8 protein-coding genes are annotated in these 13,669 nt (G+C 70.1%); 3 read left to right on the plus strand and 5 right to left on the minus strand.

Annotated elements, in window-relative coordinates; all coding sequences use genetic code 11:
• Window positions 1–267: 267 nt before the first annotated feature.
• A complete protein-coding gene (mgtA, locus tag OG906_RS09280; RefSeq protein WP_329441659.1) occupies window positions 268–2,985 on the plus strand; it encodes a magnesium-translocating P-type ATPase in 2,718 nt (905 codons plus the stop codon).
• A gap of 82 nt (window positions 2,986–3,067) precedes the next feature.
• Window positions 3,068–3,790 (plus strand): MgtC/SapB family protein, encoded by a 723-nt coding sequence (locus OG906_RS09285; RefSeq protein ID WP_267796846.1) that lies wholly within the window; start codon window positions 3,068–3,070, stop codon window positions 3,788–3,790.
• Here OG906_RS09285 and OG906_RS09290 read toward each other — a convergent pair.
• The 5 genes from OG906_RS09290 to OG906_RS09310 all read right to left on the minus strand — a co-directional run bounded on the left by OG906_RS09290 (window position 3,783) and on the right by OG906_RS09310 (window position 11,375).
• Window positions 3,783–4,712 (minus strand): carbohydrate ABC transporter permease, encoded by a 930-nt coding sequence (locus OG906_RS09290; RefSeq protein ID WP_329441662.1) that lies wholly within the window; start codon window positions 4,710–4,712, stop codon window positions 3,783–3,785. The genes OG906_RS09285 and OG906_RS09290 overlap by 8 nt on opposite strands.
• A 12-nt stretch (window positions 4,713–4,724) precedes the next feature.
• Entirely contained in the window at window positions 4,725–5,669 is a 945-nt protein-coding gene (locus OG906_RS09295; RefSeq protein WP_329441664.1) for a carbohydrate ABC transporter permease, read from the minus strand.
• Window positions 5,670–5,712: 43 nt separating this feature from the next.
• Window positions 5,713–7,164 (minus strand): N-acetylglucosamine/diacetylchitobiose ABC transporter substrate-binding protein, encoded by a 1,452-nt coding sequence (ngcE, locus tag OG906_RS09300; protein WP_329441666.1) that lies wholly within the window; start codon window positions 7,162–7,164, stop codon window positions 5,713–5,715.
• A 339-nt stretch (window positions 7,165–7,503) separates the two neighbouring features.
• Window positions 7,504–10,218 (minus strand): aconitate hydratase AcnA, encoded by a 2,715-nt coding sequence (acnA, locus tag OG906_RS09305; RefSeq protein ID WP_329441668.1) that lies wholly within the window; start codon window positions 10,216–10,218, stop codon window positions 7,504–7,506.
• Between the two features lie 155 nt (window positions 10,219–10,373).
• A complete protein-coding gene (locus OG906_RS09310) occupies window positions 10,374–11,375 on the minus strand; it encodes a LacI family DNA-binding transcriptional regulator (protein ID WP_329441670.1) in 1,002 nt (333 codons plus the stop codon).
• Between the two features lie 265 nt (window positions 11,376–11,640).
• Between OG906_RS09310 and OG906_RS09315 the strand changes: the two genes are divergently transcribed.
• Window positions 11,641–13,542, plus strand: a complete 1,902-nt coding sequence (locus OG906_RS09315) for an amidohydrolase (protein ID WP_329441672.1) — start codon at window positions 11,641–11,643, stop codon at window positions 13,540–13,542.
• Window positions 13,543–13,669 lie beyond the last annotated feature (127 nt).

Consider the following 13,669-nt stretch of genomic DNA (forward strand, 5'->3'; position numbering starts at 1 on the left):
CGGCTGATCAGTCCGTCGACTGATCCACTTCCTCGCGCACACACGACCGCGGCCCCCGCGCCGCCTCCGCGTGTCCGGCGGACCCTTCGGCCCGCCGCCCCTTTCCCTCCGCACGTCCCGGATCCCCGGATCCCTCGACGGATGTGCGTCATCCATGCCCATCGGTGTGCCCGCGGCCGCTTCGCGCCGCCCCACACCGACCTGTGATCACTCCACGTGACCGCGCGGCTTCGCGCTGCCCGGACACCGTGGAGGGAGGTAATTGCCATGACCATGCTCACCCCGCGCACCCCGACGAAGCTCGCACCGCCGGGCCGGGCCCGCCGCGAACGCAAGAGCGCCGAGTTGGAGGCGCGCACCCGTCTCGTCGGCGAACGGCTCGCCGACCTCAGCGCCCGCCCCGGCGACCAGGTCCTGCGGGACCTGTCCGCCGGCCGCCACGGCCTCACCCACGACGAGGTCTCCCTGCGCCTGGAGCGACACGGCCCCAACGTGGTCGCCCGGGAGCGCGCCCCGCGCTGGTACGCGCAGTTGGCGAAGGCGTACGCCAACCCCTTCATCGCCGTCCTCCTCTTCCTGGCCGGGATCATGTACTGGCAGGACCCGGCCGACCCGGGCGTCGTCATCCTCTCCGTGATGATCGGCATCAGCGGACTGCTGCGGTTCTGGCAGGAGTTCCGTTCCGGCCGGGCCGCCGACGCGCTGAAGAAGCTCGTCACCACCACCTGCGCGGTGCAGCGCCGCGCCGGCGGGGGCTCGGCCCCGACCACCTTCGAGGTGCCCATGGACCAGGTGGTCCCGGGCGACCTGGTCAGGCTGGCCGCCGGCGACCTCATCCCGGCCGACCTGCGGCTCGTCACCTCCAAGGACCTGATGGTCTCCCAGGCCGCCCTGTCCGGCGAGTCGTTGCCGGTGGCCAAGGCCGACACCCGCGCGGACGACCCCGGTCAGACGCTGACGCGCGACCCCGTCGAGGCCGACAACCTGGTCCTGATGGGCACCTCGGTCACCTCCGGCACCGCCACCGGGGTCGTCGTCGCCACCGGCGCCGACACCTGGTTCGGTTCGATGGCCGGCTCCCTCGTCGGCGAACGCCCGCAGACCAACTTCGACACCGGGGTGCGCAAGGTCAGCTTCCTGCTGATCCGCTTCATGCTGGTCATGGTCCCCGTGGTCTTCATGATCAACGGCTTCACCAAGGGCGACTGGGACGAGGCGTTCCTCTTCGGCATCGCCGTCGCGGTGGGCCTGACCCCCGAGATGCTGCCGATGGTCGTCTCCGCCAACCTGGCGCGCGGCGCGGTCGCCATGTCCCGGCGCAAGGTGGTCGTCAAGCGGCTCAACGCGATCCAGAACCTGGGCGCGATGGACGTGCTGTGCACGGACAAGACCGGCACCCTCACCGAGGACCGGATCGTCCTGGACCGCTACCTCGACGTGCACGGCGACGAGGACGACGAGGTCCTGGAGTACGGCTACCTCAACGCGCACTTCCAGACGGGTCTGAGGAACCTCATGGACCGGGCGGTCATCGACCGCGTCGACGAGGCCGAGGAGGTTGTCGTCGACGCACGGTTCTCGATGGTCGACGAGATCCCCTTCGACTTCGCCAGGCGCCGGATGTCCGTCGTGCTGAACCGCAACGGCATCGTGGGCGGCGCCCGCGCCGAGCACGTCATGGTCACCAAGGGCGCGGTCGAGGAAGTCCTGTCCCTGTGCACCCACATGACGGACCGCGGCGAGCGGGTCGAGCTGACCGAGGCGCTGCGCGGCCGCGTCACCCGGATCGCCGAGGACAACAACCGTCGGGGCCTGCGCGTCCTGGCCGTCGCCACCCGTACGTTCGCGGGCCCGCGCGACACCTACACGGTCGCCGACGAGGACGGGCTGACCCTGGTCGGCTTCCTCGCCTTCCTCGACCCCCCGAAGGCCGACGCGGCCCGGGCCCTGCGGGCCCTCGCCGACAAGGGCATCGAGGTCAAGGTGGTCACCGGGGACAACAACCTGGTCGCGGCGCGGGTCTGCGCGGACGTCGGCCTCGATGTCGGGCGCGTGGTGCTCGGTACCGAGATCGACACCCTGGACGACGCCGGCCTGCGCGCGACAGCCGCCCGTACGACGGTCTTCGCGAAGGTCAACCCGGTCCAGAAGGCCCGGATCGTACGGGCCCTGCAGGCGGACGGTCACACCGTCGGCTTCCTCGGGGACGGCATCAACGACGCCGCCGCGCTGCGCGACGCCGACGTCGGCATCTCGGTGGACACCGCCGTCGACATCGCGAAGGAGTCGGCGGACATCATCCTGCTGGAGAAGGACCTGACCGTCCTGGAGCAGGGTGTGATCCAGGGCCGGACCACCTTCGGCAACACGATCAAGTACATCAAGATGACCGCGTCCTCGAACTTCGGCAACGTCTTCTCGGTGCTGGTCGCGAGCGCGTTCATCCCGTTCCAGCCGATGCTCGCGATCATGCTGCTGGTACAGAACCTGGTCTACGACATCTCGCAGCTGGCGACCCCGTGGGACCGGATGGACGAGGAGTACCTGCGCAAGCCCCGCAACTGGGACGCCAAGGGCATCGGCCGCTTCATGGTGACCATCGGCCCCGTCAGCTCGATCTTCGACATCTCGATGTTCCTGATCATGTGGCACGTCTTCGGCGCGAACAGCGAGGCCGGGCAGGCGCTCTTCCAGTCCGGCTGGTTCATCGAGGGGCTGCTGTCGCAGACCCTGATCGTCCACATGATCCGTACCCGGAAGATCCCCTTCATCCAGTCCCGCGCCTCGTGGCCGGTGATGGTGATGACCGTCCTCGCGGTGCTGACCGGGCTCTGGCTGCCCTTCTCCCCGCTGGCCGGCTCGCTGGGCTTCGTGGCCCTGCCGGCCGGGTACTTCCCCTGGCTGATCGGCGTACTCCTCGCGTACTGCACGCTCACCCAGGTCGTGAAGACCTGGTACATCCGCCGCTTCGGCACCTGGCTCTGATCGACCCGATCACGGGGTTCGACACGCCCCCGGGGTTCGACACGACCGCGGGAATCCGCACCACCGAGGGAGGGGAGGGCGCATGGCGCTCGACGAATGGGAGATGGCCGGGCACCTGGCCGCCGCGCTCGGATTCGGGGCGGCGATCGGCCTGGAACGTCAGTGGCGGGCCCGGATGGCGGGCCTGCGGACCAACGCCCTCGTGGCGGGCGGGGCGGCGCTGTTCGTGCTGCTCTCGCAGTACGGGTTCATGGGCACCGTCTCCGAGGTGCAGTACGACGGCTCGCGGGTCGCGGCCCAGATCGTGTCGGGGATCGGCTTCCTCGGCGCCGGCGTGATCATGCGCGACGGGCTGAGCGTTCGGGGCTTGAACACGGCCGCCACCCTGTGGTGTTCGGCGGCGGTGGGCTGCCTGGCCGGGACCGGGATGTTCGTCCTGGCCGCCTTCGGCACGGTGGGCGTGGTGGGGGCCAACCTCCTGCTGCGCCCGCTGGGCCGGCGCCTGGACCGGGAGCCGCGCGGTGGGGCGGAGGTGGCCACCGACTTCCACTTCGAGGCCGTGTGCCTGGAGGAGGAAGAGGCCCACATCCGCCGCCGCGTGGTCGACGCCCTGGCCCGGCCGGGCTACCAGCTGCGCTCGATCCGCAGCCAGGACGGCCCGGTGCCGGGTCGGGTGACGGTGTCCGCGCTGCTGACCGCCGAGGGCGAGGGGGGTCGGGCGTTGGAGGACGCGGTCAGCACCCTCTCGCTCGACCCCTCGGTCTCGGCGGCCGGCTGGTCGGTGGTCCCGGACCCCGCTACTTGAGGGTGGCGGAGGTCAGGCCGGCCTGGATCTGCCGCTGGAAGGACAGGTAGACCACCAGCATCGGGATCATCGCGATGGTCACGCCGGCGAACAGCACCGGCAGGTCCGTCTCGTAGCCCATCTGGTACTGGAGTTGGATCAGGCCCTGGGTGAGCATGTAGCGCTCGGGGTCCGATCCGCTCTGGGGCTGCATGAGCACCGAGGGCAGGATGTACTGGTTCCACTGGCCCAGGACATTGAATATCCCGACGCTGATCAGGCCGGGCTTGGCCATCGGCAGCATCACCTGGAAGAAGATCCGCGTGTCGGAGGCCCCGTCGATGACCGCCGCCTCGTGCACCGCCGTGGGCAGCGTGCGGAAGAACGAGTACATGAAGAAGACGGTGAAGGGCATCGAGTAGGCGACGTAGACCATGATCAGGCCCTGGTACGTGTTCAGCATGTCCAGGCGCTTGACCATGAAGAACAGCGGTACCAGTGCCAGGAACACGGGGAACATCGCCCCGGACACGAAGAAGTAGTAGATGATCCGGTTCCCCCGGAAGGGGTAGCGGGCCAGTACGTACGCCGCCATCGAGCCGAGCAGCATGGTCAGCGGGACCGAGAACACCATCACGATCATCGTGTGGGCGAAGTAGTCGCCGATGCCCTTGTCCCAGGCGCGGGAGAAGGCGTCGAGGTGCCAGTTCGAGGGCCAACTGAGTGCCGAGCCGCCGATCTGGGAGTCGGTCTTGAAGGAGCCGAGCATCAGCCAGGCCAGCGGCAGGACGATCAGCACCGCCCAGACGGCCAGGAAGCCGTGCGAGAAGACATTGAGCGCCACGCCCTCGGACGGGGGGCTCCCGCCGTCCTTCTTGACGCGTCGGCCTCCGCCGGACCGCTCGGCCTCGGTCGTGCCGGCGGTCTTGGTCACTGTGGTCATCGTGTCTCCCGCTCAGAACTCGATGCGCTCGCGGCGGGTGGCGCGCAGCGTGATGAGAGAAAGGATCATGGTCAGGATCAGCATGACCACGCCCATGGCGCAGGCGTATCCGCTCTTGCCGAAGTAGAGGAAGTTGCGCATCAGCACCGTGGCCATGACCTCGCTGTGATGGTCGGGTCCGCCGCCGAACTGGCCCGAGGTCATGGTCGACACGAGGACGAACATGTCCATGGCGGCGATGCCCAGGTAGACCGCGGAGGTCTGCACAGAGTCCCACAGCAGGGGCAGGGTGACCTTGAAGAAGGTCTGGGCGCGTCCCGCGCCGTCGAGCAGCGCGGCCTCGTAGATGTCCTTCGGCACGGACTGCATGGCCGCGGAGAAGAGCACCAGGTAGAAGCCGACGCCGTGCCAGACGACCACCATCAGCAGGCACCAGAGCACCAGGTCGGGTTCGTTGAGCCACTCGACGGGGTGGGCCGCGTCGACGATGCCGATCTTGGTGAGGAAGCCGTTGAGGAGGCCGCCCTCGTCGCTTCGGTACACGGCGCCGAAGAGCACCGCGAGGATGGCGAGGGAGAGGACCTGCGGGAAGAAGTAGACCACCTTGTAGAAGGCCGACCCGCGTACGCCCTTGACGCCGCCGGCCCCGCCGCGGCCGCCCGCGTTCAGCATGAAGGCGAAGAACAGGGACAGCAGGATGGTGATCGTCGGGACGAACACCAGGAGCAGCAGGTTGTGCCACAGGGCGCCTCGGAAGACCTCGTCCTTCATCAGGGCCGTGTAGTTCTCGACGCCGACGAACCGGAACGTCGGCGACTGGCCCGACCAGTCGGTGAAGGAGTAGCCGAACGTCTGGATGTACGGCCAGATGACAAAGGTCAGATACAGCGCGAGAGGCAGGACGAGGAAGCCGGTGATGAAACCGAGCCTTCCTCTGCTCTGGGCTACTTGGCTCATGGTGTCCGTCCCTGGAGGTGCCGGGTGACCGGTGGACGCGGTGTCAGCTGCGCTTGTTGTTCTTGGCGTTCGGGGTCTTGGCGGCCTTGTCGACCGCGGCCTGGGCCCGCTTGATCCATTCCTTGGGCTGGATGCGCTTGGCCATCAGCTCGTTGGAGGCGTTCTGGATCTCGGCGTCCATCTCGCTGTACCAGTCGGGGTACAGGTAGTTGAACGTGTTGGTGCCGGCTCCCTTGAGGGCGCCGACGGCCGACTGGGTGCCCGGGCGCAGCTTCACGTTCGGGTCCACGCCGTCCTTGACGACGGTGAGGGAGTTGGCCTGCTGGGCGAAGAGGGTGGACCACTCGCGGGACAGCATCGAGCGGAGGAACTCCAGGCCGCCGGCCTTGTTCGCGGCCTTCTCCGGGACGATGAACGGCTCGCCGGCGCCGGCGCGGATCGCCTCGAAGGGCAGCTTGCTGTCCGCGAGCACCGGGACCGGGAGGAACTTCATGTCGAAGTCCTCGGGGGTCTGCTTGAGCTGCTCGTTCTCCAGCCAGGAGCCGGAGGGGATGAAGGCGGCCTTGTACTGGTTCCAGGCCGTCTGGGACTCCGTGTGGGTGAGGCCGTTGGTGCCCGGCATCAGGAGGCCCTTCTCCACCACCTCGTACACCGCCTCGACCGCGGCGAGGGCGGCCGGGTTGCCCTCGAAGGCGTTCGGTTCGAGGTTGTCGATCGCCTTCATGGCGTCCAGGCCGCCCTTCTTGGCGATCAGGTCCATGATGACGACGTTGATGTAGTACGGGAACTTGCCCTGGTGGGCGAGGCCGCCGATACCGGCCTCCTTGGCCTTGGTGCAGACCGCGAGGAACTCGTCCCAGGTCTTGGGCTCGCTCCAGCCCTTCTCCTTGAAGAGCTTGCCGGAGTACCAGAGGCCGAACACGGTGTAGACGTAGTTGAGGGCGACGAACTTGCCGCCCTGGGTGCCCTGTTCGACGGTGCCGGCGATGAGGACGTCGCGCACCTTCTTGCTCGGGTCGTCGAGCGAGGGCGAGTCGAGCACCTGGGTGAGGTCGGCGAGCTGACCGCCCTTGGCGAGGACGTCGATCTTGATCTGCTGGGCGCCGGAGTCGTCGACGACGTCCGGCGGGTTGCCGCCGTTGAAGCGCGGCTGGAGCTTGGCGGTGATCTCCTGGGTGCCGAGGTGGGTGCTGGTGGTGCCCCACTTCTTGTCGAAGGCCGCTTCCCAGGCCTTCGCGTAGTCGTCACCGAATCCGCCCTTGAAGACGACGACGTCCATCTTGCTGCCCTTGGCCACGCCGAAGGGGTTCTCCTTGGTGACCGCGCCCTTGGGAGCGCCGCCCTCGGGAGCCTCCTCACCGCCGGAGGCGCAGGCGGACAGGAAGCTCATCGTCGGTACGGCGATCAGGCCGAGTGCCGCGGAGCGCTTGATCAGGTCCCGGCGGCCGAGGCCGTCACCGGTGCTGTTCTCGCCGTGGGCGGAGGTGGATCCCATGCTCAAGTCCTCGCCTTCGTCAGGAGTGTGAAGGAGGAAGGGAAAACGGCAGCCGCAAGCGGTAGCCGTGCATGCGGACATCGCCGCAGGTCCCCGCCGTCCCCCGGTCCGGGGCCGCTCGTTTCGCGGTGGTCCGGACGGGCACAGGTATAGTCCACTTCCGCTCGGGTGAGCAAGATCGTGCACAAGTATCTGCCCCGGCTTTTCCGAGTTGAGACCTCACCGTCACCTGCCTGGCCGATACCCGACCGCCCGGACAAGCGGAAGGGCCGCACCCCCTTGACGGGGGTACGGCCCTATGGTGCCGACTGCCGGCGGATCGCTCCGCCTGGCGCGCTATCAGCCTCGGATGAGGTTCCGGAGCACGTACTGCATGATGCCGCCGTTGCGGTAGTAATCCGCCTCGCCCGGCGTGTCGATGCGGACCACCGCGTCGAACTCCACACCGGTGTCGGTGGTCACCTTGACGGTGCGCGGGGTGGTGCCGTTGTTCAGCTCCTCCACACCGGTGAAGGCGAAGGTCTCCTCGCCGGTGAGGCCCAGCGAGGCGGCCGTGGCACCCTCGGGGAACTGCAGGGGCAGGACGCCCATGCCGATCAGGTTCGAGCGGTGGATGCGCTCGTAGGACTCGGCGATGACGGCCTTGACGCCGAGCAGCGCGGTGCCCTTGGCCGCCCAGTCGCGGGACGAGCCGGAGCCGTACTCCTTGCCCGCCAGGATGACCAGCGGGATGCCGGCGGCCTGGTAGTTCTGCGAGGCGTCGTAGATGAAGGCGACCGGCGCCCCGTCGACGGTGAAGTCGCGGGTGAAGCCGCCCTCGGTGCCCGCGGCGATCTGGTTGCGCAGGCGAATGTTCGCGAACGTGCCGCGGATCATGACCTCGTGGTTGCCTCGGCGGGAACCGTACGAGTTGAAGTCGCGGCGCTCGACGCCGTGCTCCGTGAGGTACTTGCCGGCCGGGGTGTCGGCCTTGATGGCACCGGCCGGGGAGATGTGGTCGGTGGTGACCGAGTCGCCCAGCTTGGCCAGGACGCGGGCGCCGGCGATGTCCGAGACCGGGGTGGTCTCCATCGTCATGCCCTCGAAGTAAGGAGGCTTGCGGACGTAGGTGGACTGGGGGTCCCACTCGAACGTGTTGCCGGTCGGGATCTCCAGCGCCTGCCACTGGGCGTCGCCCGCGAAGACGTCCTGGTAGGACTTGCTGAACATGTCCTCGCCGATGGCATTCGCCACGACGTCGTTGACCTCGGCCTCCGACGGCCAGATGTCGGCCAGGAAGACCGGCTTGCCGTCGGTGTCGGTGCCCAGCGCGTCCTGGGTGATGTCCACCTTCATGGAGCCCGCGATGGCGTACGCGACGACCAGCGGCGGGGAGGCCAGGTAGTTCATCTTGACGTCGGGGTTGATGCGACCCTCGAAGTTGCGGTTGCCCGAGAGCACCGAGGTGACCGCGAGGTCGGCCTCGTTGATCGCCTTCGAGATCTCCTCGTCCAGGGGACCGGAGTTGCCGATGCAGGTGGTGCAGCCGTACCCGACGAGGTTGAAGCCCATCTTGTCGAGGTACGGGGTCAGGCCGGCCTTGTCGAAGTAGTCGGTGACGACCTTCGAGCCCGGGGCCAGGGTGGTCTTGACCCACGGCTTGCGGGTCAGGCCCTTCTCGGACGCCTTCTTGGCCACGAGCGCCGCGGCGACCATGACGTAGGGGTTCGAGGTGTTGGTGCACGAGGTGATCGCGGCGACCGTGACGGCGCCGTGGTCGATCTCGAAGGAGGTGCCGTCGGCCAGGGTCACCGGGGTGGGCTTGGTGGGCACACCGTTGGAGGACGCCGGGGCGTCGGACGCCGGGAAGGACTCCTTGCCGGCCTCCTCGTCGTCGCTGACGTAGTTGCGCACGTCGACCGCGAACTGCTCGGCGGCGTTCGCGAGGACGATGCGGTCCTGCGGGCGCTTCGGGCCGGCGATGGAGGGGACGACCGTGGAGAGGTCGAGCTCCAGCTTCTCGGAGAAGTCCGGCTCGGCGGCCGGGTCCAGCCACAGGCCCTGGGCCTTGGCGTACGCCTCGACGAGGGCGACCTGCTGGGCGTCACGGCCGGTCAGGCGCAGGTACTTCAGCGTCTCGTCGTCGATCGGGAAGATCGCGGCGGTGGAGCCGAACTCCGGCGACATGTTGCCGATGGTGGCGCGGTTGGCGAGCGAGGTGGCGGCGACGCCCTCGCCGTAGAACTCGACGAACTTGCCGACGACGCCGTGCTTGCGCAGCATCTCGGTGATCGTGAGGACCAGGTCGGTGGCGGTGGTGCCGGCCGGCAGCTCGCCGGTCAGCTTGAAGCCGACCACGCGCGGGATCAGCATGGAGACCGGCTGGCCGAGCATCGCGGCCTCGGCCTCGATGCCGCCGACGCCCCAGCCCAGCACGCCCAGGCCGTTGACCATGGTGGTGTGCGAGTCGGTGCCGACGAGGGTGTCGGGGTACGCCTGGCCATTGCGAACCATGACCGTGCGGGCCAGGTGCTCGATGTTGACCTGGTGGACGATGCCGGTGCCCGGGGGGACGACCTTGAAGTCGTCGAAGGCGGTCTGGCCCCAGCGCAGGAACTGGTAGCGCTCCTTGTTGCGGCCGTACTCCAGCTCGACGTTCTGCGCGAAGGCTTCCTTCGTGCCGAACTTGTCGGCGATGACCGAGTGGTCGATGACCATCTCGGCGGGCGAGAGCGGGTTGATCTTCGCCGGGTCGCCGCCGAGGGCCTTGACGGCCTCGCGCATGGTGGCGAGGTCGACGACACACGGCACACCGGTGAAGTCCTGCATGATCACGCGGGCCGGCGTGAACTGGATCTCCTCGCTGGGCTGGGCCTGCGAGTCCCAGTTGCCGAGCGACCGGATGTGGTCGGCGGTGATGTTCGCGCCGTCCTCGGTACGGAGCAGGTTCTCCAGCAGGACCTTCAGGCTGTAGGGAAGGCGGGCGGAGCCCTCGACCTTGTCCAGCTTGAAGATCTCGTACGACTCGTCGCCCACCTGCAGCGTGCTGCGGGCGTCGAAGCTGTTCGCCGACACGACAGTCTCCTTCATGCATGAATTCGCGCGTATTTCCGCAATCCTGCCGCCACGCCCCTTGGCCAATCCGCTGAGGTAAGGCTAAGTTAGGTAACCCTTACCAGCGGCGGCGGCTGCGGTACGCCTTTGGCAGATATCTCGATGTCGAGATAACTCTAGTACATGTCCGGGGGAAGGGACGAGGCGCGCACCCGCATGCCCGCCGGAACGGTCAGTTGGCCGGGGGATTCCGCATGCCCGGATTCCACCAACTTGACCAGCAAGGACACTGCGCATGCGGCGATCCGCTCGGGATTCAGCGTGACGGTGGTCACGGAGAGTCCTTTCTCCCCGTACGCCGGATCCTCGCTCGCGCAGACCAGCAGCAGGTCGCCGGGCGTCCGCAGGCCGTGACGCGCGGCCGCCGCGAGCACCTGTCTGCCGCCCGGGTCGTACACCGTGTAGACCGCGTCCGGCCGCTCGCGCGCCGCGAACGCGGCGTCGAAGGCGTGGCCCGGCGCGTCCTCGGGGTCGAAGGCGACGACCAGCTCGGGGGCGCCCCGCTCGGCGCACCAATCGGCGTAGGCCGCGGTGACGGCCCCGGTGTAGAACTCCCGGCCGTACCCGGCGTGCAGGGCGATCCGGCGGGCCCCGGAGGCCGCGAGGTGGTCCAGAACCTCGCGGGTGGTGGCGACGTGGTCGTTGTCCACCCACGCGTCCCCGGGCCACGGGTCGGCGGGCCGGCCGTCGAAGACCACCGGCAGCCCGCGCGCCCGCAGGGCCCGGAGCACCGGGTCCCCGGCCGGGCTGTCCAGCAGCAGCATCCCGTCGACGGCGAGGGTGTGCCAGAGGGGATCGCCGCCCCGGGCGGCGGGCAGGGTGGTCAAGGCGTAGCCGCGGGTGTGCGCGGCCGAGGTGGCGGCGGTGAGCAGCCGGGAGAAGTAGGCGACCCCGGCGAAGTCCCAGGGCGAGCCGGCGTACGTGGTGACGGCGATGCCGAGGCTGCGGGTGAGCGGCCCGCGCCGGGTGCCGTAGCCGAGGGCGGCCGCGACCTCGCGGACCCGGCGGCGGGTGCCCTCGCCGAGCCGGCCGGTGCCGCCGAGCGCGTGGGAGACGGTCGCGGTGGAGACCTCCGCGGCGCGCGCGATGTCGGCGAGGGTCGGTCCGGGGCCTGGCACGCGGTCATCGTACGGAGCGGGGCGCGGCGGGTACAGGTACGGGTGCCGGGCACGGGAGTCGTCTCGGACGCCAGGCGGGGGCGCCGGGTGCGGGCGCCGGGTGCGGGCGCCGGGCCCTCCGGCGCCTGGCACGGATGCCGGGCACGGATGCCGAGTCCGGGCGCCGGGTACGGGCCTCGGCTGCGGATTCCGTTGTCCGGGTCGGGTTCCGGTTAAGGGGTTAACCATCGAGTCTCCAGGCCACCTACCGACTCTGGGAGTGGCCATGACCTCTTCACCGCTGTCCCGCCGGGGACTCCTCTCCGCCGTGGGGGCCGCCGGCGCCGCGGGCCTGCTCGGGGCCGGCCCGGCCTCGGCCACGGCCACGGCCGCCGCGCCGACCGGCCGGCGCGGCTCGGCGGCCCTGGTGTTCCACAACGCCCGGGTGTTCACCGGACTGCCCGGCGGGCGGCCGGTGGAGGCGGTGGCCGTCGGACGGGACGGCCGGATCCTGGCCACCGGCGACGCTTCGGTGGTGCGGCGGCACGCGGGCCGGGACACCGAGGTCGTCGACGCCCGCGGGAACACCGTGATGAGCGGCATCCACGACGGCCACACCCATCCGCTGGGCGCCGGGGAACGGTCGCTGCGACCCTCGCTGGAGGGCGCCGAGACCACCGTGGCCGAACTCTCCGAGATCCTGCGCGGCTTCCTGGCCGACACCACCGGGCCGGGCGCGGAGCCCGACGGCTGGCTGGTCGTGGAGGACTGGAACCCGGTCGGACTGCTGCCCGTCGGCACCGCCCCGCACCACTCGCTGCTGGACGCCCTGCCCACCCGCCGGCCGATCGCGCTGGTCGGCGGCGACGGGCACAACCTGTGGGCCAACCAGCGGGCCCTGGACATCGCGGGGATCACGGCGGCCACCCCCGACCCGGTGGGCGGCAGGATCGTCAAGGGGCCCGACGGACAGCCGACGGGCGTGCTCAAGGACGACGCCCAGGTGCTGGTGAAGCGGCACGTGCCGGAGCCCTCCCGCGCGGAACTCGTCGCGGCCTGCGCCGAGGTGCTGGGGCTGGCGGCGGCCTCGGGGGTGACGACGATGATGGACGCCCTGGTCGGGCGGCACGAGCTGGAGCTGTACCGGGCCCTGTCCGCGGCGGGGCGGCTGCCGCAGCGCATCGTGCCGGCCATCCGTCTGGAGGTGGGGCACACGAAGGATCCCGCGGCGGCCCTGGCGTACGCGCGCGGGCTGCGCCGGGAGTTCGAGGGCGTGCCGGGCCTGCGGTTCGGGATGGTCAAGGTGTTCCTGGACGGGGTCATCGAGCACCCGGCGCAGACGGCCGCGCTGTTGAAGCCGTACCTGGACGGCAACGGCCGGCCGACGACGAACCGGGGCGAGCTGTACACCTCCGCGGCCGAGTACGGCCGGCTGACCGCGGCCTTCAACTCGGCCGGATGGCAGATGCACGCCCACGGCCTCGGGGACCGGGCGGTGCGCACCGCGTTGGACGGGTACGAGTACGCCCTGCGGGCGACCGGGCGGCGCGACCCGCGGAACGCCATCGCGCACCTCCAGCTCGTCGACCCGGCGGACCTGCGGCGCTTCGCGCGGCTCGGCGTGGCCGCCTGCATGCAGCTCCAGTGGGCCGCGAAGGACACCTGGACGATGGAGGCCCTGTTGCCGTACATCGGGCCGGAGCGGCACCGGTGGATGTACCCGGCGCGCAGCCTGGAGAAGGCGGGGGCCCGTCTGACGGGCGGCTCCGACTGGCCCGTGGACGCGCTCCAGGTGTGGAACCAGCTGCGGACGGCGATCGACCGGCAGGGCGCCCACGGCGCGGGCGAGCTGTACCGGAAGCTGGAGGGCCTCGGGCGGGAGACGGTCCTGCGGATGCACACCTCGGGGACGGCGTGGCAACTGCGCCAGGAGGCCCTGACGGGCACGGTCGAAGCGGGCAGGGCGGCGGACCTGGTGCTGCTGGACCGGGACGTGACCCGCTGCCCGGTGGCCGACATCAGCGGAACGGGCGTACGGATGACACTGGTCGGGGGGCGTGTCGTGCACGACGCGGACTCCTCGGCGGGCCGGGCGTCCGCGGCGCGGGCCTCGCGTGCGCGGACCGCGCCGCGCCCGGCCTCGTACGCGGCGGTGCACGGCGGCCGGCACCACGCCTGCGGGCACTGACGACGCCGGCCCGGGCCCCGATCCCGACCCCTGCCTTCGGCGGGCGCGAGGGGGTCGGGGGCCGGGTGGCCGTCCGCGCCGGGCCGGCGCAGACTACTCGAAAAGGAACAACTCCCCTATATGGCGC

The organism is Streptomyces sp. NBC_01426, from assembly GCF_036231985.1.
Classification (GTDB): domain Bacteria; phylum Actinomycetota; class Actinomycetes; order Streptomycetales; family Streptomycetaceae; genus Streptomyces.